At 66.8% G+C, this 26066-nt stretch carries 26 protein-coding genes and 4 tRNA genes; 5 read left to right on the forward strand and 25 right to left on the reverse strand.

What is annotated here, in order from left to right:
• Window positions 1-74 precede the first annotated feature (74 nt).
• The 11 genes from F8178_RS11790 to rplJ form a co-directional block, all read right to left on the reverse strand.
• Window positions 75-1352, reverse strand: coding sequence for an MlaD family protein (locus F8178_RS11790; protein WP_317494799.1), 1278 nt, complete (start codon window positions 1350-1352; stop codon window positions 75-77).
• Window positions 1352-2596: an MCE family protein gene (locus tag F8178_RS11795; protein WP_317494800.1), complete on the reverse strand. Its 1245-nt coding sequence runs from the start codon at window positions 2594-2596 to the stop codon at window positions 1352-1354. The genes F8178_RS11790 and F8178_RS11795 overlap by 1 nt, the downstream gene beginning before the upstream one ends.
• A complete protein-coding gene (locus F8178_RS11800) occupies window positions 2596-3789 on the reverse strand; it encodes an MCE family protein (protein ID WP_317494801.1) in 1194 nt (397 codons plus the stop codon). The genes F8178_RS11795 and F8178_RS11800 overlap by 1 nt, the downstream gene beginning before the upstream one ends.
• Window positions 3786-4772 carry an MCE family protein gene (locus F8178_RS11805; RefSeq protein WP_317494802.1) on the reverse strand — a complete coding sequence of 329 codons (987 nt, stop codon included), beginning with the start codon at window positions 4770-4772 and terminating at the stop codon, window positions 3786-3788. The genes F8178_RS11800 and F8178_RS11805 overlap by 4 nt, the downstream gene beginning before the upstream one ends.
• Window positions 4769-5791 carry an MCE family protein gene (locus tag F8178_RS11810; RefSeq protein ID WP_317494846.1) on the reverse strand — a complete coding sequence of 341 codons (1023 nt, stop codon included), beginning with the start codon at window positions 5789-5791 and terminating at the stop codon, window positions 4769-4771. Before F8178_RS11810 ends, F8178_RS11805 begins: the two co-directional genes overlap by 4 nt.
• Before the next feature lie 14 nt (window positions 5792-5805).
• The gene (locus F8178_RS11815) at window positions 5806-7242 is read right to left on the reverse strand and encodes an MCE family protein (RefSeq protein ID WP_317494803.1); all 1437 of its coding nucleotides are present in this window, start codon (window positions 7240-7242) and stop codon (window positions 5806-5808) included.
• A complete protein-coding gene (locus F8178_RS11820) occupies window positions 7239-8081 on the reverse strand; it encodes an ABC transporter permease (protein WP_317494847.1) in 843 nt (280 codons plus the stop codon). Before F8178_RS11820 ends, F8178_RS11815 begins: the two co-directional genes overlap by 4 nt.
• A 12-nt stretch (window positions 8082-8093) precedes the next feature.
• On the reverse strand, window positions 8094-8846 hold the full coding sequence (locus tag F8178_RS11825) for an ABC transporter permease (RefSeq protein ID WP_317494848.1): 753 nt from the start codon (window positions 8844-8846) through the stop codon (window positions 8094-8096).
• A 41-nt stretch (window positions 8847-8887) separates the two neighbouring features.
• Window positions 8888-10066, reverse strand: a complete 1179-nt coding sequence (locus F8178_RS11830; RefSeq protein WP_317494804.1) for an ABC transporter ATP-binding protein — start codon at window positions 10064-10066, stop codon at window positions 8888-8890.
• Between the two features lie 311 nt (window positions 10067-10377).
• On the reverse strand, window positions 10378-10767 hold the full coding sequence (gene rplL / locus F8178_RS11835; RefSeq protein WP_317494805.1) for a 50S ribosomal protein L7/L12: 390 nt from the start codon (window positions 10765-10767) through the stop codon (window positions 10378-10380).
• Window positions 10768-10828: 61 nt separating this feature from the next.
• The gene (gene rplJ / locus F8178_RS11840; protein ID WP_317494849.1) at window positions 10829-11368 is read right to left on the reverse strand and encodes a 50S ribosomal protein L10; all 540 of its coding nucleotides are present in this window, start codon (window positions 11366-11368) and stop codon (window positions 10829-10831) included.
• A gap of 354 nt (window positions 11369-11722) precedes the next feature.
• Between rplJ and F8178_RS11845 the strand changes: the two genes are divergently transcribed.
• Window positions 11723-12595: a hypothetical protein gene (locus F8178_RS11845; RefSeq protein ID WP_317494806.1), complete on the forward strand. Its 873-nt coding sequence runs from the start codon at window positions 11723-11725 to the stop codon at window positions 12593-12595.
• 131 nt (window positions 12596-12726) lie between these two features.
• Here the strand turns inward: F8178_RS11845 and rplA are convergent, their stop codons facing one another.
• The 5 genes from rplA to F8178_RS11870 all read right to left on the reverse strand — a co-directional run bounded on the left by rplA (window position 12727) and on the right by F8178_RS11870 (window position 15608).
• Window positions 12727-13443, reverse strand: coding sequence for a 50S ribosomal protein L1 (rplA, locus tag F8178_RS11850; protein ID WP_317494807.1), 717 nt, complete (start codon window positions 13441-13443; stop codon window positions 12727-12729).
• 108 nt (window positions 13444-13551) lie between these two features.
• Complete coding sequence (rplK, locus tag F8178_RS11855) at window positions 13552-13986, reverse strand: 50S ribosomal protein L11 (RefSeq protein WP_317494808.1); 435 nt, start codon at window positions 13984-13986, stop codon at window positions 13552-13554.
• Window positions 13987-14114: 128 nt separating this feature from the next.
• On the reverse strand, window positions 14115-15044 hold the full coding sequence (nusG, locus tag F8178_RS11860) for a transcription termination/antitermination protein NusG (RefSeq protein ID WP_317494809.1): 930 nt from the start codon (window positions 15042-15044) through the stop codon (window positions 14115-14117).
• A gap of 59 nt (window positions 15045-15103) precedes the next feature.
• On the reverse strand, window positions 15104-15499 hold the full coding sequence (gene secE / locus F8178_RS11865) for a preprotein translocase subunit SecE (protein ID WP_317494810.1): 396 nt from the start codon (window positions 15497-15499) through the stop codon (window positions 15104-15106).
• Between the two features lie 36 nt (window positions 15500-15535).
• A tRNA-Trp gene (locus tag F8178_RS11870) sits at window positions 15536-15608 on the reverse strand.
• Window positions 15609-15889: 281 nt separating this feature from the next.
• On the opposite strand from F8178_RS11870, the gene F8178_RS11875 reads away from it, so the two are divergent.
• A complete protein-coding gene (locus tag F8178_RS11875) occupies window positions 15890-17143 on the forward strand; it encodes a pyridoxal phosphate-dependent aminotransferase (protein ID WP_317494811.1) in 1254 nt (417 codons plus the stop codon).
• 85 nt (window positions 17144-17228) lie between these two features.
• Here the strand turns inward: F8178_RS11875 and F8178_RS11880 are convergent, their stop codons facing one another.
• The 7 genes from F8178_RS11880 to F8178_RS11910 form a co-directional block, all read right to left on the reverse strand.
• Window positions 17229-17636 carry a MaoC/PaaZ C-terminal domain-containing protein gene (locus F8178_RS11880; RefSeq protein ID WP_317494812.1) on the reverse strand — a complete coding sequence of 136 codons (408 nt, stop codon included), beginning with the start codon at window positions 17634-17636 and terminating at the stop codon, window positions 17229-17231.
• Window positions 17633-18079 carry a MaoC family dehydratase N-terminal domain-containing protein gene (locus tag F8178_RS11885; protein WP_317494813.1) on the reverse strand — a complete coding sequence of 149 codons (447 nt, stop codon included), beginning with the start codon at window positions 18077-18079 and terminating at the stop codon, window positions 17633-17635. Before F8178_RS11885 ends, F8178_RS11880 begins: the two co-directional genes overlap by 4 nt.
• A gap of 56 nt (window positions 18080-18135) precedes the next feature.
• The gene (rpmG, locus tag F8178_RS11890) at window positions 18136-18300 is read right to left on the reverse strand and encodes a 50S ribosomal protein L33 (RefSeq protein WP_317494814.1); all 165 of its coding nucleotides are present in this window, start codon (window positions 18298-18300) and stop codon (window positions 18136-18138) included.
• A 95-nt stretch (window positions 18301-18395) separates the two neighbouring features.
• A tRNA-Met gene (locus F8178_RS11895) sits at window positions 18396-18469 on the reverse strand.
• 114 nt (window positions 18470-18583) lie between these two features.
• Window positions 18584-18655 (reverse strand) — tRNA-Thr (locus tag F8178_RS11900).
• A 110-nt stretch (window positions 18656-18765) separates the two neighbouring features.
• Complete coding sequence (locus F8178_RS11905; RefSeq protein ID WP_317494815.1) at window positions 18766-21399, reverse strand: EAL domain-containing protein; 2634 nt, start codon at window positions 21397-21399, stop codon at window positions 18766-18768.
• 493 nt (window positions 21400-21892) lie between these two features.
• Window positions 21893-21978: transfer RNA gene (locus F8178_RS11910), tRNA-Tyr, on the reverse strand.
• Between the two features lie 199 nt (window positions 21979-22177).
• Between F8178_RS11910 and F8178_RS11915 the strand changes: the two genes are divergently transcribed.
• Together F8178_RS11915 and rfbA are read left to right on the forward strand one after the other, a co-directional pair.
• The gene (locus F8178_RS11915; protein WP_317494816.1) at window positions 22178-22669 is read left to right on the forward strand and encodes a YajQ family cyclic di-GMP-binding protein; all 492 of its coding nucleotides are present in this window, start codon (window positions 22178-22180) and stop codon (window positions 22667-22669) included.
• Window positions 22670-22695: 26 nt separating this feature from the next.
• On the forward strand, window positions 22696-23571 hold the full coding sequence (rfbA, locus tag F8178_RS11920; protein WP_317494817.1) for a glucose-1-phosphate thymidylyltransferase RfbA: 876 nt from the start codon (window positions 22696-22698) through the stop codon (window positions 23569-23571).
• Window positions 23572-23631: 60 nt separating this feature from the next.
• Here rfbA and htpX read toward each other — a convergent pair whose 3' ends face one another.
• Together htpX and ddaH are read right to left on the reverse strand one after the other, a co-directional pair.
• Complete coding sequence (htpX, locus tag F8178_RS11925) at window positions 23632-24486, reverse strand: zinc metalloprotease HtpX (RefSeq protein WP_317494850.1); 855 nt, start codon at window positions 24484-24486, stop codon at window positions 23632-23634.
• 138 nt (window positions 24487-24624) lie between these two features.
• Window positions 24625-25509: a dimethylargininase gene (gene ddaH, locus F8178_RS11930; protein WP_396345373.1), complete on the reverse strand. Its 885-nt coding sequence runs from the start codon at window positions 25507-25509 to the stop codon at window positions 24625-24627.
• A 74-nt stretch (window positions 25510-25583) separates the two neighbouring features.
• Between ddaH and F8178_RS11935 the strand changes: the two genes are divergently transcribed.
• Complete coding sequence (locus F8178_RS11935; RefSeq protein ID WP_317494818.1) at window positions 25584-26039, forward strand: Lrp/AsnC family transcriptional regulator; 456 nt, start codon at window positions 25584-25586, stop codon at window positions 26037-26039.
• Window positions 26040-26066: the final 27 nt, after the last annotated feature.

Genomic DNA, 26066 nt, shown 5'->3' on the forward strand with positions numbered 1-26066 from the left:
GTGGGGTTACTCACTCCTGTCGGTGCACTCCAGCGTACGAGCCCGATGTGATGTCTCCGTCAACGACTCCCCACTCAGTCCCCGAGCCCCAGCAGCTCGGCAAGGCTGTTCCGCTCGGAACCCTGCGCGCCTGCCAGTCCTGGGGCCGAGCCCGATTCGGCTTGCCTCCGTCGCTCCTCGGACATGGATTCCAGGCCACGCCCGCTGTGCGCGGCCACGTCGTCGTCGCTCGGCGGACGCGGTTCGCCCTCGAACGGCGAGTTCTGCGCGCCACGGACCGTGATGGGGCTGCCCGGCGGCTCGGCGCAGTAGGCATCGCGGTTGGGCTCGGCGGGTGAGTCGTCGGTGCCGGGCCTGCGCTCGGTGCCCTCGTAGCCTCGGGTACACGGCGGTGGGTTGAACAGGTTCAGCACCAGTCCCAACCGGGTCTTGCCCTCCTCGGTCAACACCGCGTCGGCGCCCACGGCGAGAATCGGGTAGCTCACCAGCACCTGCTCCAACCCGTCGATCCGGGGTTGCTGGATCTCGGCGACCGTGAGCAGGTTGGCCATGAGCGAGCTCAAGCCCGGCCCCGTCTCGTGGATCACCTCGCTGAGCTGCTGCGCCGCAGGGGGCGTCGCGTCGATGAGGTTCCGGATGTCGTCGTCGGACTCGACCAGCTGCTCGGAGAGCAGGTTGAGGTCCCGAGAGAAGGACTTGAAGTTGTCCGCCTGCTCGTTCTGCGTTTCCAGCACCGTGTTGCCGGAACGCAGCAACTGCACCGTGTGCGGCAGGTTCTCGCTGGAGGCCTCGACGAACTCCCGCGTGGTATCCATCAGACGTTGCAGGTCGTCCCCGGCCCCGGAGAACGCCAGGTAGGACTCGTCGACCAGGGTGCGCAGCTCATCGTGCGGCACCGAGCGGGCGAACCTGTCCAGGTCGGTGATCACAGTCTCCACGCCGAGCGGGGTGGAGGTGCGTTCGATCGGGATCACTTCACCGCCTTCGAGGTGCGGCGGTTCGTCGACGCGTGGGCGCAGATCGACGTACTGCTCCCCGATCGCCGAGCGGTTGCCCACGATCGCGTCGAGGTCGCTCGGGATCTCCGGGGCATCGTGCTCGATGTGCAGGTCGACCTCGACGCCCTCCTCGATGATCCGGAGGTCGCCGACCCTGCCGATGTTGAGACCGCGGTAGGTCACCTCGGCGTGGCTGAAGATCCCGCCGGATTCCTCCAGCTGCGCGGTGACGGTATAGCCCTCCTGGCCGAAGTACTGGCCCATGTCAGTGAACCGCACCAGCGCGTAGGCGACCGTGACCGAGGCCACGACCGCGAAGGCCAGCAGTTTGATGCGGATGGAGCGGCTCAGCATCAGAGATCACCCCCGGACAGCAGGTCCCCGATCAGGCCGTTGCCTTCGGCAGGCACCTCGGCCGGATCCGATCCGGTTTCACCGGAGTCCGGCGACGGTCCCGGCGAAGGACCTGCCGAGTCCGGCAGCGGCAGCACCAGGCTCGGGTCGAGGAGCTCGTCCTCCCCGATGGGAAGCTGCTCGAGGATCGGCAACCCGTCGAACGGATTACCCCGGTGCCTGCCGAAGGCCTCCAGGATGTCCGGAACGTCGATCTTGTAGGTCTTGTACAGGTTGGCGTAGTCCCCGAACATCCCGTCGGTGGCGCTGTCGGAGAACGGGAACGTCAGCAGGATCTCCAACGCCTTGGGCAGCTCCGCCCCGGTCTCGGCCAGATTGTGCAGGATGGGTTCCAGCGACTCGAGGTTGGCGACGAGGTCGTCCTGGCTGCGTTCCATGGTGTCGACCGCCACCTCGGACAGCTCGTCCAGCGCCACCAGCATGTCCACAAGGTCACCTCGCTGCTGCTCGAGCGATTCCAGCCCGGGCCCGAGGTCACCCAGCGCGCCGGTGATCAGGTCCTTCTGATCGTCCAGCTCGGCGGAGAGCCGGTTGATTCCGTCGAGCGCGTCGCTGATCTCGTTCGTCTGCGCGTCGAGGCCAGCCGCGAGACTTTCCGCGTTCCGCAGGAACGCCTTGATCTCGGCCTCGTTGCCGTAGGCCATCTCGTTGAGCTCCCGGGTGATGGTGTTGATCTGTTCCACACCACCGCCGTTGAGCAGCATCGACAGCGCGCCGAGCAGCTCCTCGACCTCAACGTTGCGCGTGGTTCGTGCCAGCGGGACGTGCGCCCCGTCGTCGAGGGAACCGTTGGCCTGGCCATCGGGCGGGTGTGCCAGCTCGACGTACTTCTCCCCGAACAAGCTGGTCTGCTTGATGTTGGCATCAGGATTGGCAGGCAGGTCGACATCCCGGTTGACCAGGATGGTGACCTCGGCATGCCAGCCGTCGTCGGCGAGATCGACGCTTTGCACCCTGCCGACGTCCACCTCATTGACCTTGACCGTGGCCTGCGGCACGAGATCGAGCACATCGGTGAACTCGACCGTCATCTCGATCGGGTCGGCACCGACATCGGCACCACCCGGCAGCGGCAGGTCGTAGATCCCGGAGAACTCCCCGCAAGCCGTCAGCGCCATCGCGGTGGCCGAGAGCATGGCAGCCAGAACCGTACGCGGCGACCGGTGCGTGCGCTGCCTGGTCATCACCGCTCACCCCCCTGCTGCAGGGCTCCCGAGAGCTCGTCCACGGTGGGTAGCGGCAAGTCGCCTTGCTGCAGCAGGCTGATCACCTCGCCGGGCGAGGGAATCTCACCCTGCATCGGTTCGGTGATCGCGTTGCAGACCTCGCCCAGCTCGCCGAGCGGGCTCGGCCCCGCCTCGCCCAGGTAGCAGAGCAGGGTGAGCGGCGACATCGTGAGCTCGTTGAAGTTCGGCCTGCTATCGAGCGTGCCCGCTGTCGCGTTGTAGGAGTTGATGACGTTGTTCAGCGCGGTGGGCGCGACGTCCATGAACTCGGCCAGCGCGGCCCGCTGATCCACCAGCACCCTGGTGATGTCGGCCAGCTTGTCGACGTTGCCCCGGATGTCCTCGTGGTTCTCCTCGAGGAACCGGTGCACCATGTCCAGCGCCACGCCGAGCTGCTGCACCATCGCGCCGAGGTTCTCGCGCTCGTCGGCGAGGAACTCGCTGACCTCGGCCAGCTGCCCCTGGAACTGCCGGACCTCGTCGTCGCTCTCGGCCAGTGTGGTGGTGAACTCCGACAGGTTGCGCACCGTGGAGAACAGCTCATCGGAACTGCCCGACATGGTCTCGGAGAACTGTCCGAGCTTGGTGATGGTCTCGTTCAGGTTCTCACCCTGCCCGTCCATGTTCTGGGCCAACGTGGTGATCAGATTCGACAGAGCCCCGTCCTCGTTCGCACCGTCGTCCGGCCCAAGGGCCTCGCTGATCCTGTTCATGCTCTCGTACAGCTCGTCTACTTCGAGGGGGACCGCGGTGCGTTCCTGCGGGATCACCGCGCCGTCCGGCAACGTCTCACCCTCGGTATGGGCGGGGGTGAACTGCACGTACCTGTCCGCGACAAGGGAGGGCGCCACGATGACCGCCTGGGCGTCGGCGGGCACCCGCACGTCGGCGTCATAGGTCATGGTCACCTTGACGCGGTCGCCCTCCGGCTCCACTCCGGTCACGTGGCCGATGTCGACACCGAGCACCCGCACCGTGTTGCCCTCGTACAAGCCGATGGTGGTCGGGAAGAACGCGGTCGCGGTCTTGTCGCCGTTCTCGTGCATCCACCACCAGGCTCCCCCGGCGATCACCAGGCCGAGCACGCAGGCGATCGCGACCCAGCGGGTGACACCGTGGGCGAGGTAGCTCCCGACCGACTTCAAGCTCATCGCGGATCACACCCCTGCTCGTTGTAGGGCCCCGCCTTCGGCGGGATCATTCCGCAGATGTAGTTGTCGAACCAGCGACCGCTACCGACCACGTTGGCGAACTTGCGGATGAAGGGTGCGTACTCCTCGATGCCGTCGCTGAGTGCCTGCTGGTTGCGATGCAGCATCGAGGTGAGCTGGTCCAGCTCCTGCAACACCGGGTTGAGCTGCTCCTGGTTGTCCTCCACGAGCCCTTGGAGTTGCACGGCCAGATCCTCAGTGCCCCGCAGCATGGCGCTGATCGCGTCCCTACGGTGGCGCAGTTCCTCGAGCAGCAAGTTGCCGTCCTCCATGAGCGTGACCAGCTCGGCGTCCCGGTCGCTGAGTGTCTGGCTCAGCTGCTCGGTGTTGCTCAGCAGCTCCTTGAGCTCGGCGTCGCGCTGCGAGATCGTGTCCGACAGGCGGGACAACCCGGTCAGCGCGCCTTCCACGTGTTCGGGAGTGTCCTCGAAGGTCTCGGACATCACCTCGAAGCTCTGCGCGAGCTGGTCGGTGTCGATCTCGTTCGTGGTCTCCGACAGGTCGCGGAACGCTTCCAGCACGTCGTACGGTGAGCTGGTGCGTTCCAGCGGGATGGGCTCGCCCGGATCCATCAGTTCCTCGCCCCCGGGGTCCAGCGACATGTACTTCTGGCCGAGGAGGTTCTTCAGCTCGATACCCGCACTGGTGCCCTCGCCCATCCAGGTGTCGCGGACGCGGAAGTCGACCACCACCCGGTCGCCGTTGAGGCTGACGTCGTCGACCTCACCCACCTTGATGCCCGCGACCCGGACCTCGTTGCCGCTTTCCAGGCCTGCCGCTTCGGCGAACTCCGCGGAGTACAGCGTGCCTGCTCCGATGATCGGGAGCTTCTCGGAGTTCATCGCTGCCACCATCCCGAGCACCAGTGCCACGATGCCGACCAGTGCGATCGGGATGGGGTTGTACTGCTGGAACGACTTCATGACAGGCCGCACCTTTCGGCTTCGGACTCACCGAGCGGCACCGTGAACGGCTCGGAGCCCTCTGTCAGCTTCACCTCGGCCTCGGTCAGGCAGTCGAAGAAGTTGAACCACGATCCGTAACTGCCGGTGCGGCTGATCTGTTGGAGTTTCTCCGGCATGAACTGGACGAACTCCTCCACAGTGCCCTCGTGCTCGTTGAGTAGCTCGGACAGAGCCCCGAGCTCCTCGATGTCCTTGCGCAGTGGCTCCCTGACCTCACCGAGGAATCCCGCCGTGGTCTCGGACAGGTCGCCGATGGCCGTCACCGCCTCGCCGATGTGTTCGCGGTCCTCCGCGAGCCCGGACACGAGCTGCTGCATCCGGATGATCGTCTCGTTCAGCTCCGGGGTGTGCTCGTTCATCGCGGCCAGCACCTCGGTGAGGTTGTCGATCACCTCGCCGATCACCTCGTCCTTGTCCGCGATCGACTCGGTCAGCGAGGCCGTGTGGGCGAGCAGGCTCTCCACCGTGCCCGCCTCGCCCTGCATCACCTGGATGATCTGGTAGGAGAGCTTGTTCACGTCGTCGGGGGACAGCGCCTGGAACAGCGGCCGGAACCCGTTGAACAGCTCGGTGAGGTTCAGCGCGGGTCGGGTACGTTCCAGCGGGATGTTGCCGCCAGCGGGCAACAGCTCGCCCGGGTTGCCCGCAGCCGGGTCCAGCGAGATGTAGCGCTGTCCCGCGATGTTGCGGTACTTGATGGTGGCCGTGGTCTCGGCGGGCAGCTCGAGCGAGGAATCCACGGCGAACTCCACCTCGGCCTGCCGCCGGTCCACCACCCGCAGGTCCTCGACCTGCCCCACGCGCACGCCCGCGACCCGCACGTCGTCGTTCTCCAGCAGCAGCGTCGCATCGGAGAACCGCGCGGTGTAGGTTTCGGTGCTGGTCAGGTTCACGTTGGCGATGCTGATACCGAGCACGGCCGTGGTCAGCACGGTGATCACGATGAAGATGATCAGCTTGACCAGCGAGGAGGTCATGGCGAGTGCGTTGCTCACTCGATCGTCACCTCCGCCCCGCGATACAGCGGCCCAACCAGCAGGCCGGTCCAACCTGGCACGTCGGCGGTTTCCATGCCGGTCTGCATGCCGATCAGTTCGGAGAGCACCGCATGCTCGGCCCGCGTATTGGCTGGCGAGCTAGCAGGGTCACTCCCGGAGGCGGCACCACCGCCACCCCGTTCCTCTGGGCGGGTTCCCGGCGCGCACTCCAGCCCGTCGGGAATCGGGTGACCGAAGGTCTCGATGGCATCACAGGGGAATGGCCTGCCGTCCAGCTCGGACCGTGCCGGTGGCGGGTGCTCGCTGCCGTCGTCCAGCGCGAACGGCGGGTACGGGTACGGCAACGGTTCAGGCAGCCTCTCCGGGTTGATGCAGTACGGCCCGCGGTAGCCGAGTTCCTCGGACCACTGGTTGTACTCCGGCTCGTCCCTGCCTGCCTCGTACTTCCCGCGGTTCGGTGTGATGACGACCTCCGCCTGCAGGCCAGGGGTTTCGGTGCCCTTGCCGAAGGTCTCGTCGATCCGGTCGAGATTGTCGGCCATCTGACCGATCACACACGGGAACGACGGCGAGTACAGCGCCACGGTCTCCAGCGCCTCCCTCGAGGTTTCGTTCAACGCGATGATGTTGTCCCGGTTGGCTTCCAGGAACGCATCCATGTCCATCGAGGACGCGGTCACGCTGCGATACAGGTCGAACAGCCCCTCCTGCTTCTCCACGACGGTGCGCGCGTTGGCCGCGAAGTTGTCCAGCATCTCCGCGACATCCGGGGTGGCATCGGCGAAGTGGTGGGAGAACTCGGCCAGGTTCGCGAAGTTCTCCTGCAGCTCCGGCAAGTGCGGCTCCAGCTCGGCGAAGTGCTCGCTCATCTGCATCATCGTGTCGCCCAGCTCGCCACCCCGACCTTCCAGGGCGTTGGCCATCACGGTGAGCGTGGCGTTGAGCTTCTGCGGCTGCACCGCCTGCAGCGTCGGTAGCAGGTTCTCGAAGGACTCGTACAGCTCCATCGCAGTGCGGGTGCGGTCCTGCTCGATGACGTCCCCGTCGGCCAGCCGCGGCTCGGTGCCGGTGCCCTCGAACTGCAACGACACGAACCGTTCCCCGAACAGCGTCTTCTGCGTCAGCAAGGCCGAGGCGTCGGCGGGAACCAGGTCGATCTTGTCCGGGTCCAGCGCCAGTTCGAGCGTGGCCCCTTCCTCGGTGGGTGTGATCTCATCGACGTGCCCGATGATCACGCCACGCGCCTTGACGTCGGAACGCTCGGCGAGCTGGTTGCCGACCTCGTCCGTCTTCAGCTGCACCGTGGCCACCGGGGTGAAGGCATCGTTGAAGTTCGCCACGCTGAACGCCACGCCCGCGAAGACGATGCCGATGAAGGCCACCCCGAGCAGCCTGCGCCGCAACGTCGACACTGCACCCCGCGCACTCATCCTGCGATCCTCACCGTCGTCTCCAGGCCCCAGATGGCAAAGCCGATGAAGAAGTTCACGATCGCCACCACCACGATGGTCAGCCGCACCGAACGTCCGACCGCGACACCGACCCCTGCCGGGCCACCTGAAGCGGTGTAGCCGTAGTAGCAGTGCGACATAATGATGATCACCGCGAAAACGAGCACCTTGAAGAACGAGATGAACACGTCCTCCGGCGGCAGGAACAACTCGAAATAGTGGTCATACGTCCCAGGGGACTGACCGTAGAAGTACACCACGATCGCCCGGGACCCCGCGTACGAGGCGAGCAACCCGATGATGTACAGCGGGATGATCGCGATGAAGCCGGCGATCACCCTGGTGGTGACCAGGAACGGCAGGCTGGGCACCCCCATGACCTCGACCGCGTCGATCTCCTCCGAGATCCGCATGGCGCCCAGCTGTGCCGTGAACCCGGCGCCGACGGTCGCGGTCAACGCCAGCCCGGCCACCAGCGGTGCGACCTCTCGGGTGTTGACGTATGCCGAGGCGAATCCCGACAGCGCCGCGGTACCGAGCTGGTCGAGCCCGGCGTAGGCCTGTAGCCCGACCACGGTGCCGACGAACAATGTCATGCCGAGCATCACGCCGACGGTGCCTGCGATCATCGCCAGCGCGCCGCTGCCGAAGCTGACCTCGGCCAGGATGCGCAGGACCTCCTTGGTGTACCGGCGCAGCGTCCGCGGCACCCACGCCAGTGCCCTGACGTAGAAGGAGAGCTGGTCACCGAGGTCGTCGAGGACCGACAGCGGCTTGTCGACGGTGTTGCGGGCCGTCTTGCTCAGGGTGTTGCGCATCGTCATCGGCGATCAACTCCCCGGCGGCGGGACGACCTGCAGGTACACGGCGGTCAGGATGAAGTTCATGAAGAACAGCAGCAGGAAGGTGATGACCACCGACTGGTTGACCGCATCCCCCACACCCTTGGGGCCGCCGGAGGGGTTCAGCCCACGGTAGGAGGCGACCACCCCGGCGATGAAGCCGAAGATGAGCGCCTTGATCGTGCTGATCCACAGGTCGGGCAGCTGCGCGAGCAGCGTGAAGCTCGCCAGGTAAGCACCCGGCGTGCCGCCGCCGAGGATCACGTTGAAGAAGTACCCCCCGAGCACACCCACCACGCTGACCACGCCGTTGAGCAGCACGGCCACGAGCATGCACGCCAGCACCCTCGGCACGATCAGCCGCTGCACGGCCGAGACGCCGAGGACCTCCATCGCGTCGATCTCCTCCCGGATGGTCCGGGAGCCGATATCGGCGCAGACCGCGGAACCACCGGCGCCCGCGACGATCAGCGCCGTCACCACCGGAGCCGCCTGCTGTACGACGGCGAGCACGCTCACCGCACCGGTGAACGACTCGGCGCCGAGCTGTCTGGTCAGCGTGCCGAGATGCAGCGCGATCACAGCGCCGAACGGCACCGAGACCAGGATCGTCGGCAGGATGCTGACGTTGGCGATGAACCAGGATTGCTGGATAAACTCCCGTAGCTGGAAGGGTCGCCGGAAGAACCCGCGCGCGACGTCCAGCCCGAGAGCGAAGAGCTTCCCGGTCTCGCGCAACATCCCCAGTCCGGGGACTTTGCGAGCAGGTGCTGCAGCGGTCACTACTGGTTACTCCACCTACGCGCGTCATCGGGCTGCTCGCCATAGCCGCCTGCCTGTCCCCTGCCTGGGAGGTTCGCGACGTCGTCCGGCGGCAACTCTCCATGGTGTTCGGTCGGGAGCGGCATGGTGGCCCCGCCACTACCCACACCCTGTGCGGCGCCGACCAGCCGGTGCGGCCGGACGCCGTAGCGTTGCTGGTCTTCCGGCGATAGCGACTCGATGATCCCCTCCTGCGCCGCGGGCGGCAGCGTGTGCAGCATCCGCATGACACGGTCGAGCCTGCGCCTGGCGCCCTGCCGCTCCGGCAACCCCGGGGTGGGTTGGATCTGCGGCACCACGCCACGCACGTCTTCGGTGCCGCCGTCGTGATGGCCGGCCTCCGCGTCCGCCTGCTCGGCGGCCATGGTCGCGCTGTCCTTCTCCTCGCTCATCCCGATCGGGCCGAGCCGCCTGCCGTTGAGGAACTGCTCCACCACCGGCTCGTCGCTGGTCAGCAGCACCTCCCGCGGGCCGAACATCACCAGCTCCTTGCGGAACAGCATGCCGAGGTTGTCCGGCACGGTACGGGCCACGTTGATGTTGTGCGTCACGATCAGGATCGTCGCGTCGATCTGCGCATTCAGGTCGATCAGCAGCTGCGACAGGTAGGCGGTTCGCACCGGATCCAGACCCGAATCGGGCTCGTCGCACAGGATGATCTCGGGGTCCAGCACCAGCGCCCGCGCCAGCCCAGCACGTTTACGCATCCCGCCGGAAATCTCGCCGGGTAGCTTGTCCTCCGCGCCGGACAGCCCGGTCATCGTCAGCTTCTCCAGCACGATGCGCTTGATCTCGGACTCGCTCTTCTTGGTGTGTTCCCGCAGCGGGAAGGCCACATTGTCGTAGAGGTTCATCGAGCCGAACAACGCACCGTCCTGGAACAGCACGCCGAACAGCTTGCGGGTCTCGTACAGCTTGTGCTCCGAGCACCGCACGATGTCCGTTCCGTTGACCACACACTTGCCGGTGTCGGGCTTGAGCAACCCGATCATCGACTTCAAAAAGACCGACTTGCCGGTGCCCGAGGGGCCCAGCATCACCGAGACCTCACCGGGCGGCAGCGTCAACGACACGTCCCGCCAGATGGGTTGACTGCCGAACGACTTCGACAACCCCTCGATCTCGACCTCGGCACCCATCGGACCTCCTGAAACTCATCCGCCGACAGCCCTACAGGCAAGCACCACTCGCGCGCCCTACCTCGACCTCGCGCACGCGGATGAACGACACAGTTCCCCGTCCATCTCGTTCAACGAGTGCTTGTAGCGTAGGTTACTCGTCGGTCATAACTTTCCGGTACCCGTGTTCGCACTCACACCATCAGAGTAAGGCGCGACGGTACCGTGATTGTGCCCCAGGTCATAATCGCCGTTATTATCTCGTGCCCGTAGATACACGTCAGGGGTGGGCATCCGATCGGATGCCCACCCCTGACGTTCGCGCGAAAACGTTACTTGATGGTGATGCTCGCGCCTGCTTCCTCGAGCTTGGCCTTAGCGGCCTCGGCGGCCTCCTTGTCGACCTTCTCCAGGATGGGCTTCGGAGTCTCCTCCACCAGCTCCTTGGCCTCCTTGAGGCCGAGACCGGAGATCACCTCTCGGATGACCTTGATGACCTGGATCTTCTTGTCGCCTGCGCCCTCAAGGACGACGTCGAACTCGTCCTGCTCCTCGACTTCCTCGGCCGGGGCGGCGCCCGCGGCGGGCGCGGCGGCCGCGGCCACCGGAGCAGCGGCGGTAACGTCAAAGGTCTCCTCGAACTGCTTGACGAAGTCAGACAGCTCGAGCAGCGTCATCTCCTTGAAGACCTCGAGGAGTTCCTCGGTGCTCATCTTGGCCATGGTGGCCCTTCCTCTCTATCTCAGCAGGTTGTTGACGGGGAACGATGGTCAGCTCTTGGCTTCAGGCTGCCGCCGAGTCCTCACCGGAGGACGAACGCTTGCCCTCCAGCGCACCGGCGAGGCGGGCAACCTGCGAAGCAGGCTCGGCGAACAAGGTCGCGGCCTGCGACAACTTGGCCTTGAAGGCACCGGCCGCCTTGCTGAGCAGCACATCACGGCTCTCGAGCTCAGCGAGCTGGTCGATCTCCTTCACGGTGAGCGGGCGACCGTCCATGTAGCCGCCCTTGATCACCAGGGCCTTGTTGTCCTTGGCGAAGTTCTTCAGCGCCTTGGCGGCCTCGACCGGCTCGTCATCCACGAAGGCAATCGCCGTCGGTCCGACGAACAGGTCGTCGAGCCCCTCGACGCCCGCCTCGCGCACGGCGCGCTTGACGAGGGTGTTCTTCGCGATTCGGTACTTGGCGCCAGAGCCGAGAGCGCGACGCAGCTCGTTGAGCTGGGCCACGGAAAGGCCTGTGTACTCGGTGACGACAGCAGCCGAGCTCGTACGGAAACGATCCGCGATCTCGGCGACGGCCTCCACCTTGTCAGGCGTCGCCATGGTCGCCTCCTCTCTTGGCGATAACTGATCCGCGGTGTCGGCGAACAACAAGCGGACAGTCAGCGAAGAATCCGGCGACAGCACGGGCGGCGCAGCACACGAAAAACGCCCCGGCGCAGGAAGGCGCGGGGCGTCGACATCACAGGCGAGATCGCCAATCAGCCTCGTTCCTCCTGCGCTGGCCGTCCACGTATCCGCGGATCCTTCGTTGACGTACGCCGGAGCGCACCTCACGACCAACGGTCTTCGGTAGAACCAGAAGTCAGCATACGGTACGGCACCGCGTCGCTGGTAAGCGGGGTATCCACCAGCGGGCAGCCTGGCCGATGCACCACGCACCGTCGCGTGTCGGGCATGATGGGTGACGTGGTACAGCAACCGCCAGGAGACCACCCGCACGAGCCCGAGCGCTTCCCCGAACCGCTCGACGGCGGCCACGGCACAGGTGGCCACGACAAGGGCGAGGACGCCCCCGCCCAGCCAGGCGAGCTCGCGCACCCGACCGAGGCGAGTACCGGTTCGCCGCCGACGGTGGCCGGGCAACCCGCGATCGATCCCGAGCAACTGCGGCAGTTCCAGCAGTTCCAGCAATTCCAACAGTTCCAGCAGCTGCAGCGCCAACACGGGATCGACCCGTCCCAGGCCGGCATACCGCCGGGATTCGCCCCACGGCCGCCGTTGTGGCGGCGGCTGCTGAACAAGTTCGTGCGCCGCCTGGCCTACGTCGCTGTCACATTGATCGCGCTCGCGATGGCCTACAACTACGTCTTCGGCACCGGCGACGGCGACCGCCCCGCCGAGGAGACCGGTGGCGGGACCTACGTGACCAACCAGATCCTGTCTTCTTCCCCGAGTGAGGCGGTCCGCAGGGTGTATCAGAACATCGGCGAAGGGCGAGCCGACCTGGCCTGCGGCAGGTTCGCCGAGGATGTCCAGCAGCGCTTCGCGCGCAACATGGGTGCGGCCGACTGCGCCGAGGCCGTCGAGGCGTTACACCAGGACGTGACCAGCAAGAGCAGCTACGCGGAGCCGAGCTTCCCCAGGGACGTCCATGTCACAGGGGACGTCGAGACCCTCCGGATCAGTTCCTGCGAGATGGGGGTCAGCGAAGGACCGCGGCTCGGCGCGTTCACGCTGAGCATGGTGGAGCACGGACAGTGGCTGATCACCGACCACGAGCGGGAGCCGCAACCGTGCCCGGAGCAGGCTGAAGGCGACGGCAACTGACGGTCGCGCCGGCGCCGTCCCCGGCGCCGCAGTGCCGGCCCCGTCCCGACGCGCGGTCCCGACGCGCGTGAGGGGAGGCCCCGCCCCGGGGCCTCCCCTCACGCGAGCTTCGAGCGTTCCGGTGACGCGCCTCAGGCAGCTTCCTCGCTGAGCAGGTTCCGGGTGCGGGTGTGATCGACCGGGATGCCGGGCCCCATCGTGGTGCTGATGGTGACCTTCTTCAGGTACCGGCCCTTGGCCGCGGCGGGCTTGGCGCGTAGGACCTCGTCCAGCGCGGCGGCATAGTTCTCCACCAGCTGCTCCGGGGTGAAGGACGTCTTGCCGATCATCATGTGCAGGTTCGCCTGCTTGTCGACGCGGAAGCTGACCTTACCGCCCTTGATGTCGGCGATGGCCTTGCTCACCTCGGGCGTCACGGTTCCGGTCTTCGGGTTGGGCATCAGACCCCGTGGGCCGAGCACCCGGGCGATCTTGCCGACCTTGGCCATCTGGTCAGGGGTCGCGATCGCGGCGTCGAAGTCGAGCCAGCCACCCTGGATTCGCTCGATCAACTCGTCGGATCCGACCACATCGGCACCCGCGGCTTCGGCTTCCGCCGCCTTGTCCCCGGTGGCGAACACCACCACGCGTGCCGTCTTCCCCGTGCCGTGCGGCAGGATCACGGTGCCGCGGACCATCTGGTCGGCCTTGCGGGGATCCACGCCGAGTCGCATCGCGACCTCGACCGTGGCGTCCATCTTGGTTGGCGATGTCTGCTTGGCGAGCTTGACCGCCGAAAGCGGCGAGTACAGCCGGTCCCGGTCGATCTGCTCCGCTGCCTGGCGATACGCCTTGCTGCGCTTGGGCATGGTGTCGTCCCTTGCTGTCCTGTGTTGTCGTGGATCAGTTGTGGTACGGGCCAGCGCCGGGCCCTGCCACGGGCACCCGCGTGATACGAGCAGCGGGTACGTGTGGGCTCACTCGATCGTCAGCCCCATGGAGCGCGCGGTGCCCGCGACGATCTTCGCGGCCTGCTCCGTGTCTTCGACGTTGAGGTCGGGCTTCTTCGTCTCCGCGATCTCCCGCACCTGGTCCCAGGTCACCTTGGCGACCTTGTTGCGGTGTGGCTCGCTGCTGCCCTTGTCCACACCCGCGGCCTTCAGCAGCAGCTTCGCCGCTGGCGGGGTCTTGAGCTTGAAGTCGAACGAGCGATCCTCGTACACGGAGATCTCGACCGGCACCACGTTGCCGCGTTGTGATTCGGTGGCGGCGTTGTAGGCCTTGCAGAACTCCATGATGTTCACGCCGTGCTGACCAAGCGCGGGGCCGACCGGCGGCGCCGGGTTGGCCGCCCCGGCCTCGATCTGCAGCTTGATAATCGCTGCGAGCTTCTTTTTCTTCTTGGGTGGCATTGTTGTGCTTCCTGTTTCGCTCCGTCGTGCTCGCGCGACGCCGGGACGGCGCCGCACATGATCCCGACCCGATCGAAGCTGCGTATCGGGGGGAAGCCTGGGCTGTGGTGCCGGGGCGAGGTGTGCTATCAGATCTTGGAGACCTGGTTGAACGACAGCTCAACCGGGGTCTCCCGACCGAAGATCGACACCAGCACCTTGAGCTTCTGCGCGCCCGCGTCGACCTCGGAGATGGTAGCGGGCAGCGTGGCGAACGGCCCGTCCATGACCGTCACCGACTCGCCGACCTCGAAGTCGACCTCGACGACCTCCCCGCTCGGCTGCTCCGCCGCTGCCTCGGCACCCTTGCTCTCCTTGGCAGCCGGGGCCTGCTCCTTCTGTGGGAGCAGGAACTTCATCACCTCGTCCAGGCTCAACGGCGAGGGGTGCGAGGTTGCGCCGACGAACCCGGTGACCCCCGGGGTATTGCGCACCGCGCTCCACGACGCGTCGTTGAGTTCCATCCGGACCAGGATGTAACCGGGAAGCACCTTACGCTTGACCTGCTTACGCTGGCCGTTCTTGATCTCGGTGACTTCCTCGGTCGGAACCTCGACCTGGAAGATGTAGTCCTCCACGTCGAGTGTCTGGCGGCGGGTCTCGAGGTTGGTCTTCACCTTGTTCTCGTAGCCCGCGTAGGAATGCACCACATACCAGCGACCGGGCGCGCTGCGGAGCTCGGCACGCAGCTTGGCGGCCTCGTCGGGCTCGGCGGCCTCTTCAGGCTCGGCGGGCGCTGCCGTCTCGGGCGTCGCCGCATCGCTATCGGTCACGCCGTCGCTGTCGGTGTCCTCGGCGGTCTGCCCGTCCGGTGTTGCCGCAGCCCGCTGGTCCTCGGTGGCCTCCGTCGCGGCGTCGGCGACACCGGCCGTGACCTCGGCCTCGCCGGCCTCGTCCTCTCCCGAGGCTGCCGCCGTGGCCTGCGCGTCTGGCTGCTCGCTCTCGGCAGTGGTCGAGGCATCGGCAGTAGCCGTCTCCACGTGCTCCTCGGCTGCTGCCGTGCCGTTGTCGGACGTCACTGTGATGTCCCTTCTCTGTCTCGTGTGCAAGGCATCCGGCGGCACCTGCTCGCGCGCACTCAGCCGAATATCGTGAACACGACCTCGGCGAACAGCAGGTCGAGCGCCCAGACGAGCGCGATCATGAATGCCATGAAAGCCAACACCACGATGGTGTAGGTGCTCATCTGCTTCCGTGTCGGCCAAACCACCTTGCGGAGTTCGCCCAGCACCTCGCGGCTGAACCGCGCGACCCGCTGGTGGATCGGTGGCTGCTCCTCGATGGTGCCCGGTTTCGCCGAGGAGTCCTCCCGGTTCCCCGAGGAGCCCGCGCCGGACGAGCTGCGGCGGGAGTTCGCCCGGCCGCGATCACCCGACCCAGCGGAGGCACGGCGCTCCCGCCGCGCCGCGGCGTTATCCGGACGGGAAGGGCGCTTCTCGCCACCCTCCTTGTCCTTATCGCCGTCGTCGCTCACGAGCCTCTCCTCCGCTGCGCCTCGTCGTTCACCGTGCAGGGGTGACAGGACTTGAACCCGCAACCTGCGGTTTTGGAGACCGCTGCTCTGCCAGTTGAGCTACACCCCTTCGTCCGGACAGCTCTGGACACCGCCGTGCCAGGCCGCCGCACTGCTGGACCAGCGTCACATCACCGTCCCGGCCGCCGTGTCGGACTCCCGCGAAGGTGATGTCAACGTTCCAATTCTGGCAGTGTACGGCAACGCGCTTCGCGCACGACAACCGCGTCCCCATGCGCGCCCGCCGCGTGCCAATCCGGGCTCCTGCCCGGACATCTACTATGAGGGTACGCGATCACATCTGGCGACGCGATTTCTCGGTAGGTCTACCAGCGTGGAACGATGGTGTCCATGGTCTCATCGGACGCTGCACGTACCACCGGCCCGACGCCGAGCCCTTCCCCGACCCGGCGTGTCTCCACCCGTATCGGCGCCATCACGCCGTCCGCGACGCTCGCGGTCGACGCGAAGGCCGCCGAACTCAAGGCGCAGGGACGCCCCGTGATCGGTTTCGGCTCCGGCCAGCCGGACTTCCCGACTCCCGACTACATCCTGACCGCCGCGGCCGACGCCGTGCACCAGCGCGTCAACCACGGATATACCGCTGCCGCGGGCCTGCCGGAGCTGCGCAGCGCGATCGCCGACAAGACCAGGCGTGATTCCGGTATCACCATCGATGCCTCCCAGGTCCTGGTCACCAACGGTGGCAAGCAGGCGGTGTACTCGGCGATGGCCACGCTGTGCGATCCCGGCGACGAGGTGCTGCTCCCGGCTCCTTACTGGACCACGTACCCCGAATCGATCAAGCTCGCTGGCGGGGTGCCGGTACCGGTGACCGCCGACGAATCCACCGGCTACCGCGTCACCGTGGCGCAACTGGAGCAAGCGCGGACCGACCGCACCAAAGCGCTGCTGTTCAACTCGCCGTCGAACCCGACCGGCACCGTCTACCCGCGCGACGAGGTCGAAGCCATCGGCAGGTGGGCACTCGAGCACGGCATCTGGGTCATCACCGACGAGATCTACGAACACCTCGTCTACGACGGCGCGCGCGCCGAACCCATCTCGGCGGTGGTCCCCGAGCTCGCGGACACCACGCTCATCCTCAACGGGGTGGCCAAGACCTACTCGATGACCGGGTGGCGGGTCGGTTGGATGGCCGGACCGCAGGACGTCATCAAGGCCGCCGTCTCGTACCAGTCGCACCTGTGCGGCAATGTCGCCAACGTGTCGCAGCGCGCTGCGCTGGCGGCCGTCGCGGGCCCGCTCGACGCGGTCGCCGAGATGCGCGACGCCTTCGACGCCCGGCGGCGTCGGATCGTCGAGCTACTCAACGCCATTCCCGGAGTGGAGTGCCCCACACCGCAAGGGGCCTTCTACGCCTATCCCTCGGTCAAGGCGCTGCTCGGCAAGCCCCTCCGCGGCGCGACGCCGACCGACACGGTGGAGCTGGCCGACCTCATCCTCGAACACGCCGAGGTCGCTGTGGTTCCCGGTGAAGCATTCGGCACGCCGGGGTACTTCCGGTTCTCCTACGCGCTGTCCACCGATGCCCTCACCGAAGGAGTGCGGCGCGTCGGGGAGCTGCTTTCCGAGATCAACTGATCGGGATGTGGGGCCGAACGTGACATTCAGCGCCCGCCGCGCAACCGATCCCACGTTCGGCCCCACCACCCCGGCGATCAGGCGATCAGTCGACGCGGACGGTGGCTCTCGCCTTGCCGAGTACCGGCTTGCCTTCGCACTTCGCGGTGATGGACACGGTCGCCACACCATCGTCCACGGCGGTGACCGTGCCGGAGAACTCGATCACGGCGCCGTGATCGTCGTCGGGGACGACCACGGGCCGGGTGAACCGGCTGGTGCAGGACAGCACCCTGCCCGCGTCACCGATCCACTCGGACACCACGCGACCGGCAAGGCCCATCGTGAGCATCCCGTGTGCGATCACCCCGGGCAGTCCGACCTCGGTGGCGATGCGATCGCTGTAGTGGATGGGGTTGAAATCCAGTGAAGCACCCGCATAGCGCACCAGGTCGGCGCGTGTCACCCGCGCCCGCAGCGGCGGTAGCTCATCGCCGGTTGCGACCTCGCTCACGCTTCCCCCCGGATCACCAGCTGTGCGGTACCGGTACACACCAGCTCGCCTCCTTCTGCGTGGATCTCGGCTCGCAACGTCAGGAAGTCGTTACCCGCGCGGGAGGAGATGTCGTCCACGTGTGTGGTGACGCGGAGCCGATCGCCAGCATGCACGGGACGCCGGTGTGTGAAGCTCTGGTCGCCATGCACCATCCTGCTGTAGTCCAACCCCAGCTCAGGGTCGGCGGCAAGTGCGTCGATCGCGCCGAGGTTGACGATGGTCAAAAAGGTCGGCGGTGCGATGACATCGGGGTACCCCGCTTCGCGGGCGGCCTCCGGATCCCGCGACAGCGGGCTGACGTCGCCGAGGGCATCGGCGAACTCGACGATCTTGGCTCGGCTGACCTCGTAGACCGCGGACGGTGGGTACGAGCGCCCAATGAGTGACTGGTCCAATCCCACGCGGCCAGCCTATCGATCCTCAACCGCCCGACGGTGCGCCGGGCGGGAGGCGTGGCTCAGCGCGTCTCCTTGTGCACCCGGTGCGTACCGCAGTTGGTGCAGAACTTCTTGATCTCAAGCCGGTCGGGATCGTTGCGCCGGTTCTTCTTCGTGATGTAGTTGCGGTGCTTGCACTCCTCGCACGCCAGGGTGATCTTGGGTCGCACCTCGGTTGTCGCCACGGCAGGCACCTTTCTTTGGTCACTCAGCGGCGCACCCGAACGGCACGGTGGAGCGAGGCCCCACCGTGCGGGCACGCTTCACGGGGTCGGGCTAGTAGCGGGAGCGGGACTCGAACCCGCGACACCACGATTATGAGCCGTGTGCTCTAACCACCTGAGCTATCCCGCCATACGTTTTCGCGGCACTACCAGCATACCGTCGGTGCGGCCCGCCGCCTTCCCACGCTCCGGCGCACCGTGAACCACGGCACATCCGGAGGGTCCCGAACGGCACGTTCAACCGAGCCCCAATACGGATTCGAACCGTAGACCTTCTCCTTACCATGGAGATGCTCTGCCACTGAGCTATTGGGGCAGCAGCGCCCTATCACCGAGCGCGTGAAAAACTGTACACAGTGCCCGAGCGGGCCGTGCAACCGGGGGGCGTCGCGGGACCGTATGCGGCCCCACCCCCTGCGACGGAATCTAGCTCAACAGCGTCAACACCGTCGTCTGCCGGTCGACGGCCCGTGTGGTGCGGGCATGCAACCACGCCTCCAGCCGCCGTTCCGACAGCGGGCGCGAGATCAGGTAACCCTGCGCCACATCGCACCCCATCGCTTCGAGCTGGTCCCGTGCCACGTCCTCCTCGACTCCCTCGGCGACCACGGCCAACCCGAGCGAGTGCCCGAGCTCGACGATCGACCGGACCACCGCGAGATCGCCGAGGTCGGTTCCCATGCCGAGCACGAAGCTCTTGTCTATCTTGACCTCGTCCACCGGGAGCTGCCGCAGGTACGCCAGCGAGGAGTAGCCGGTACCGAAGTCGTCCATCGCCAGCACGATGCCGAGCGCGTGCAGGTCCCGCAGCACCGGAAGGGCGCGCTGCGGGTTCGACATCACGGCTGACTCGGTCAGCTCCAGTGTGAGCAACTCCGGCGGGACGTCGAACCGTTCCAGCGCGTCAGCGACCTGCTCGGGGAACTCCGCGTCCAGCAGTATCCGGACCGACAAGTTGACCGCCGCGGAGATCCGCAGACCCTCGTCGAGCCACTTGCGCACCCTGGCCAACGCCTCGTCGAGCACGAACGAAGTCAGCGCCCCGATCAGCCCAGCGGCCTCGATGGCGGGCACGAACTCGTCCGGATGGAGCTTGCCGAACTCGGGGTGCTCCCAGCGCACCAGCGCCTCTACGCCACGTACCTGCCTGCTCGGCAACGCGACCTTGGGCTGGTAGTGCACCGACACCTGGCCGCTTTCCAGCGCGTGCCGCAGCTGCGTCACCAGCTGGAACCGGCGCATGAAGATCTGCCCCATGCTCGGCACGTAGCCGCGGACTTCCTCACCGCCACGAGTCGCCCGCACCGCCACGTCGGCACGTTGCAGCAACCCGTTGATGTCGACCTGGGCGGGCGCCTCCTCCACGTCGATGCTGGCGTAACCGATCGCGGCGTTGGCCTCCACGGTCAGCTTGTCGACGGCGTACGGCGCGGACAGCTCGGTGTGCAACCGCTCGGCGATCTCCCGCGCCCTCGGCTGCGCGCATTCGGTCAGCAGCGCGGCAAACGACGCCCCCTCCAGCCGCGCGACCGGCACGTCGGCGCCGAGCACGTCCCGCATCCGCCTACCGGCGACCACCAGCATCCTGTCGGCCCACGCGTAGCCGAGAGCATCCGACACGGTGGAGAAGACATCAAGATCGACCCGGACGACGACCGTTCCCGCCCGCTCCTCGAGGGTGCCGCGTGCGGCCTGACAGAAGCCCGGCCGGTTCAGCAGCCCGGTGAGCGGGTCGTGGTACGCGTCGTGCCGCAACGTAGCCATGAGCCTGCGGTTATCGAGCGCGGTCGACAGGTGCGCGGCCATGGTGCCGATGAGCTGGACGTCCGAGGAACCGAAGCCGCGCCACCTGGAAAGGCGATCGTGCGCCTCGAGCACCCCGAGCAGCTGGTTGGCGCTGCGCAATGGCACCACCAACACCTCGTCCGCGCCGCGGGCGCGTAGCGCTGCTCTGACATCCGCAGTCCCTTCCGCGGCACGGAACAGCCTCGCGTGCGTGCCAGGCAGTCGCGCGATGCCGTCCTCGAGGTGCTCGGCAGCGCCCGGCGGCACCGGGTCCCCGGCGATCACCGTGTGGGTGCCGCGCGAACCGTCCAGCCGTAGCCGGAGCACCACTCGGCGCGCAGCGAGCTGATCCTTGATCCGCTCCGCGAGGGTCGACCACTCGGTCGCGGCGTACTCGTGCGCGAGATCGTCGTGCTCACCCGCGGGTTTGGCGGCCGCCTGGCGCCCTGACCGGGCGACCATCAGACTGACGTCGGTAAGCGCCTCCAGGTCGCGCTGCTCGCGCAACAGGTCGGAGTAGGCCCAGTAGAGGGCGGTCAGGCCGAGGATGACCGCGATCACCAGCGGCCACGCGTGCTGCACATCGGTCACAATGAGGTACCCGCTCAACCCGACGGCCGCGTTGACGAAGCCCATCACCAGGATCCGCGCCATCAGCCGTAGCCCGGTGCTCGCCCGCATCCGCCTGCGTAGCACCCACACCGCGCACAGCGCGAGCAGCGTGCTGGCCACCGGCGCGCTGACGGTACCGGCGAACGCGGCGAGCCAGGGCACGCCGCCGGGCCGGACCAGCGCGTTCACCAGGCCTGCCACCGCGAACGCCACCGTGATCTCGATGGTCATCACGCCCGCGTTGTAGAGCACCCGGCCGGTGACCTTGCGGGCCAGCAGGGTGCCCACCCCTGCGGCGAGGTGCGCTGCCAGCACCACTTCGAACGGTCCGACGACCAAGCCGATGACAAGCGGGATCTCGGTGAACGAGACGGTCCAGGAGATCCCGCTGCGCACGTCGACGTTGATAGCCAGCTGCTCAGCGACGAAGAAACCCGCGGCCAGCGCGAGACCGATCCAGAGCAGCTCCGGCGAGTACTCGAACGGCAACCACAACGACACCGCGATCGCGCCGATGACTGCCAGTGTGACCACGACCAGCGTGAAACGCCGGAACCGGCGCTCGTCGACAGGTCGTCCACCGTCGCTGTCACGGCGCTGTTCCACCGAAGGATCGGAGCTCAGGCCGCCGCGGTCCGTATCGTCGCCCGCGTCGTCCGCCATACACCCTCCTCCCGGCCACCCGCTGCGGCCGAGTACATCGATCGATCGATAGGGCAGTCGATCGTGATGGCCCGGCGTTAGTAGCGTGCCTTGCCCGGCCCCATTACGCCAAGACACATTTGGGCAGACACTCTACCTCGAACAGGGGAACATCACCCGACTTACGGGTTGCTCCCCGGTCTGACAACGGTCACTGTCTGATGACAGTTGTACCGGTGAACAGCTGTTTCGGGGGTTCCGCACGCTTGATCATCCGGGAGGCCTTACCTCGGCGACACCTCGGCAACGCCTCGCCCGACGCGCCCAGACGAGAGCACCGTCACGTCGGCGAGCAGGCCGCCCGCGACAAGTTCACGCACGCTCTCCAAGCCTGGTGAGCTGTGAGCACACATTGGGCACACACCCCCGGCTATAGCCGCACCGAACCGCCACGGCCGGACATAGCAAAGCGCCCCGCTGCCTGCTTACTCGCAGGTCAGCGGGGCGCGTGTGCTGGTGGCGGGTGAGGGATTCGAACCCCCGAAGGCTTACGCCAGCTGATTTACAGTCAGATCCCTTTGGCCGCTTGGGTAACCCGCCATCGGGCCGGATCAGCCCGGCGAGAACCAGGGTACAGACCGGCTCGCGGCCGACCGTGACGGGGTGACGATCTCCGGCGGAAGGCCTCGACCTGCCCTGTGTGACCCGCGGTCCCGGTCGAACGCGCTACAGTGCGGGACTGACCCCAGACCGGATGCCGACATCCGGCCCGCGAGCATCCTGATGTTGTGGAGAACCCGTGGCTGATCCTTCCTTCGACATTGTCAGCAAGGTCGACAAGCAAGAAGTCGACAATGCCGTGAACCAGGCGAGCAAGGAGCTGTCGACCCGGTTCGACTTCCGTGGCACCGGTGCCTCGGTGAGCTGGGCTGGAGAGGACGCCATCGCGATCGAGGCCGAGACCGAGGAGCGTGCCAAGGCCGCGCTGGAGGTCTTCAAGGAGAAGCTCGTCAAGCGGGGGGTGTCGCTCAAGTCCTTCGATCCGGGCGAGCCGGTCTCCTCCGGAAAGCGGTACAAGATCTCCGGGGCGATCGTGCAAGGTATCTCCTCGGAGAAAGCCAAGCAGATCGCCAAAGTGATCCGTGATGAGGGCCCCAAGGGGGTGCAGGCACAGATCCAGGGCGACCAGCTCCGCGTCAGCGGCAAGAAGAAGGACCACCTGCAGGACGTGATCACCCTGCTCAAGGGGAAGGACTTCGATATAGCCCTGCAGTTCACCAACTACCGGTGAGCCACTCGACACACCATTGGGGGGACATGAAAGGGATCGTGCTCGCCGGGGGCAGTGGCACGCGGCTGCATCCCATCACGCAGGCGGTGTCCAAGCAGCTGCTCCCGGTCTACGACAAGCCGATGGTGTATTACCCCCTCTCGGTGTTGATGCTGGCCGGTATCCGGGAGATCCTGATCATCTCCAGCCCCGCGGACCTACCGAACTTTCGCAAGCTGCTCGGTGACGGTGAGCAGCTCGGGGTCAGTTTCAGCTATGCCGAGCAACCCACCCCCAACGGCCTGGCTGAGGCGTTCCTGATCGGCGAGCGGTTCATCGCGGGCGAGCCGGTGGCGCTGGTTCTCGGCGACAACATCTTCTACGGGCAGGGGTTCTCGCGGCAGCTGCAACGCGAGGTCGGCGAGGTGACCGGGTGCACCCTGTTCGGCTATCCGGTGAACGACCCCGGCCGGTACGGCGTCGGCGAGACGGATCCGGACGGGCGCTTGGTCTCGCTCGAGGAGAAGCCCGCCGAACCCAGGTCCAACAAGGCCATCACCGGTCTCTACCTCTATGACAGCTCCGTTGTGGACATCGCCCGATCGCTGGCGCCCTCGGCGCGCGGTGAGCTCGAGATCACCGATGTCAACCTGACCTACCTGCGGCAGGGTCGCGCGAAGCTTGTGGATCTGGGACGCGGCTTCGCCTGGCTGGACACCGGCACGCACGACTCGCTGCTGGACGCTGCCCAGTTCGTGCAGGTCCTCGAACGCCGGACCGGCGTGCGGATCGCGTGCCTCGAGGAGATCGCGCTACGTATGGGTTTCATCGACGCCGACCAGTGCCACGCGCTCGGCCGCAAGTTGGCCAACACCGGGTACGGCGATTATGTGATGAACATCGCCAGCCAGCATGCCGGCTGAAACCGGCTTGCACAGACTGGCACGGCTGGCACGGGCGCTGCCCGTCACGCCTTCCGGCGATCACCGCCTGCCGCGGCGCGCCATCCCTTCCAGCCTGCGCACCCGATCGCTGATCGGCGGGTGCGTGCTGAACAGCTGGGTCAGCGACTGCCCGGATCGGAACGGGTTGGCGATCATCAGGTGTGACTGCGAAACCAGGTTCGGCTCGGCGGCCAGCGGTGCGGCCTTGGTCCCGAGCTCCAGCTTGCGCAGCGCAGCGGCCAGCGCCAGCGGGTCGCCGGTCAGCTCCGCGCCCGATGCGTCGGCCTGGTACTCCCGGGAACGGCTCACGGCCATCTTGACGATGCCAGCCGCGATCGGCCCCACCAGTACGAGCAGCAGGCCAACCAGCGGGTTGCCGCCGTTGCGGCCACCCGCGAACATCGCGATGTAAGACAGATAGCTCACCACGCTGGCCAGCACCCCGGCGATACTCGAGATGAGTATGTCCCTGTTGTAGACGTGGGAGAGCTCGTGCCCGAGCACGGCACGTAACTCCCGCTCGTTGAGCAGCTCGAGAATGCCCTGGGTGCAGCACACCGCCGAGTTGCGGGGATTGCGACCGGTGGCGAAAGCGTTCGGCGAGCGTGTCGGGCTGACGTACAGCCTCGGCATCGGCTGCCGTGCCGTGCTGGACAGTTCCCGGACGATCCGGTACATCGCGGGTTGCTCGGCCTCCGAGACCGGCCGCGCGCGCATCGCACGCAACGCCAGCTTGTCCGAGTTGTAGTAGGCGTAGCCGTTCATGGCCAGGGCGAGCAGCAGGCCGAAGAACAACGCTCCCTGGCCGCCAATCAACCAGCTGATTCCGATGATCAAGGCGCTCAGCAGCCCGAGCAGCATCGCGGTCCGGAACCCGTTTCGATGCGCGTGCACCTGCTCGCCTCCCCACTGCAGCTTCGTTGCGCTCAACGAATGCCTGTCGCCAGTCCAACGACCGAGTGTGCCCTGCGAGTTCCGTATACCAGGACACCGAGGCGAGGAGGGTCACATCAGGGGCGGGAACGAGGGACGCTACCCGTCCCGCAGCTCGAGGGTGCAGCACTTCGGCCCGCCGCCCGCCTTACGTAGCTCGGACACATCGACCCCGATCGGCTCGTAGCCCCGCTCGGCGACCGCCGCTATCAGGTGTTCGGCCTGCTCCGGAAGGATCACCCTCCGGCCGTCCGACAGCGCGTTCAGCCCGAAGGCCTCGGCATCGGCGCGGGTCGCGCGGATCGCGTCCGGGAACATCCGCTCGAGCACCCTCCGTGATCCGGGTGAGAACGCCTCGGGGAAGTAGGCGATGACGGCACCGGAACCGGCCGCCTCATCCGGGGACCGCCCGCCTTCTTCGGAGAGCACGAACAGCGCCGTGTCCAGGTGGTAGAAGTGGGGGTCCACCAGCTGAAGGGACACCACGGGCACGCCGAACACCTCTTGCGCCTCGTCGTGGGCACGCGGGTCGGTGCGGAACCCGGTACCGGCCAGCAGCACCCGCCCGGTCCACACGAGATCCCCCTCGGCCTCGTTGATCTCGGTCGGCATGACGACCTCGGAGTACCCATTGGCGAGGAACCACCTGCGGTAGTGCTCGGCCTCCGGGGCTCGTTCGGCGTTGCGAAAGCGGGAGCCGAGCACGGTGCCCCCGATCACGGTCGCCGCGTTCGCGGCGAACACCATGTCGGGCAGTCCGGGCTGGGGCTCGATCTCCTCGACCGTGTGTCCCAGCTCGCGGTAGATATCGCGCAGTCGTGACCACTGCGCCATGGCGAGCTCGGTGTCCACCGGCAATCGCGGGTTCATCCACGGGTTGATGACATAGCGCACCGTGAAGTAGCGCGGCGGGCACATCAGGTAGCGCCGGCGTGTGGCCACCGGCTCGCGCGTCATCCGGGCAGGTTCCGCAACAGCTGTCATATTTCCCAATCTAGATCGCCCGAAGTCGGCGATCAATTGACAAGTATTGCGGGTACTCGGGCAGAATATTGCGCATGAACGAGCTTGACAAGCGAATCGTTTCATGCCTGCTGAGCAACGCTCGCGCCAGCTACGCCGAGATCGGCCAGACCGTCGGGCTGTCGGCGCCTGCCGTCAAGCGCCGCGTCGACCGGCTCCTGGACACCGGCGTGCTGCGCGGCTTCACTGCCGTCGTGGACCCGGAAGCGCTGGGCAGAGGGACGGAAGCGTTCGTCGAGATGCACTGCAAGGGCAACGTCTCGCCCAACCGCATCCGGGCTGCGGTCGAGGCACTTCCCGAGGTCGCGGGCGCGTACACGGTCTCCGGTGCCGCCGACGCGATCGTTCACCTGAAGGCCGCGAACATCCACCACCTCGAATCCGCCCTCGAACGCCTGCGCGATCTCGAGATCGTGGACACCACCGTCTCCACCGTCGTGCTGTCCACACTGCTCGAACGCGCCCCGGTACCGTCGGAGCCGGCACAGTGAGCACGGCAAGCAGCGCCACCGCTCCCG

Source organism: Haloechinothrix sp. LS1_15, assembly GCF_033042135.1.
Lineage (GTDB): Bacteria > Actinomycetota > Actinomycetes > Mycobacteriales > Pseudonocardiaceae > Haloechinothrix.

Excerpts from the sequence above, each read along its gene's own strand:
- F8178_RS11790 (WP_317494799.1), bottom strand. The coding sequence starts at position 1,352 with ATGCTGAGCCGCTCCATCCGCATCAAACTGCTGGCCTTCGCGGTCGTG.
- F8178_RS11795 (WP_317494800.1), bottom strand. The coding sequence starts at position 2,596 with ATGACCAGGCAGCGCACGCACCGGTCGCCGCGTACGGTTCTGGCTGCC.
- F8178_RS11800 (WP_317494801.1), bottom strand. The coding sequence starts at position 3,789 with ATGAGCTTGAAGTCGGTCGGGAGCTACCTCGCCCACGGTGTCACCCGC.
- F8178_RS11805 (WP_317494802.1), bottom strand. The coding sequence starts at position 4,772 with ATGAAGTCGTTCCAGCAGTACAACCCCATCCCGATCGCACTGGTCGGC.
- F8178_RS11810 (WP_317494846.1), bottom strand. The coding sequence starts at position 5,791 with ATGACCTCCTCGCTGGTCAAGCTGATCATCTTCATCGTGATCACCGTG.
- F8178_RS11815 (WP_317494803.1), bottom strand. The coding sequence starts at position 7,242 with ATGAGTGCGCGGGGTGCAGTGTCGACGTTGCGGCGCAGGCTGCTCGGG.
- F8178_RS11820 (WP_317494847.1), bottom strand. The coding sequence starts at position 8,081 with ATGCGCAACACCCTGAGCAAGACGGCCCGCAACACCGTCGACAAGCCG.
- F8178_RS11825 (WP_317494848.1), bottom strand. The coding sequence starts at position 8,846 with ATGTTGCGCGAGACCGGGAAGCTCTTCGCTCTCGGGCTGGACGTCGCG.
- F8178_RS11830 (WP_317494804.1), bottom strand. The coding sequence starts at position 10,066 with ATGGGTGCCGAGGTCGAGATCGAGGGGTTGTCGAAGTCGTTCGGCAGT.
- rplL (WP_317494805.1), bottom strand. The coding sequence starts at position 10,767 with ATGGCCAAGATGAGCACCGAGGAACTCCTCGAGGTCTTCAAGGAGATG.
- rplJ (WP_317494849.1), bottom strand. The coding sequence starts at position 11,368 with ATGGCGACGCCTGACAAGGTGGAGGCCGTCGCCGAGATCGCGGATCGT.
- F8178_RS11845 (WP_317494806.1), top strand. The coding sequence starts at position 11,723 with ATGATGGGTGACGTGGTACAGCAACCGCCAGGAGACCACCCGCACGAG.
- rplA (WP_317494807.1), bottom strand. The coding sequence starts at position 13,443 with ATGCCCAAGCGCAGCAAGGCGTATCGCCAGGCAGCGGAGCAGATCGAC.
- rplK (WP_317494808.1), bottom strand. The coding sequence starts at position 13,986 with ATGCCACCCAAGAAGAAAAAGAAGCTCGCAGCGATTATCAAGCTGCAG.
- F8178_RS11875 (WP_317494811.1), top strand. The coding sequence starts at position 15,890 with ATGGTCTCATCGGACGCTGCACGTACCACCGGCCCGACGCCGAGCCCT.
- F8178_RS11905 (WP_317494815.1), bottom strand. The coding sequence starts at position 21,399 with ATGGCGGACGACGCGGGCGACGATACGGACCGCGGCGGCCTGAGCTCC.
- rfbA (WP_317494817.1), top strand. The coding sequence starts at position 22,696 with ATGAAAGGGATCGTGCTCGCCGGGGGCAGTGGCACGCGGCTGCATCCC.
- ddaH (WP_396345373.1), bottom strand. The coding sequence starts at position 25,509 with ATGACAGCTGTTGCGGAACCTGCCCGGATGACGCGCGAGCCGGTGGCC.
- F8178_RS11935 (WP_317494818.1), top strand. The coding sequence starts at position 25,584 with ATGAACGAGCTTGACAAGCGAATCGTTTCATGCCTGCTGAGCAACGCT.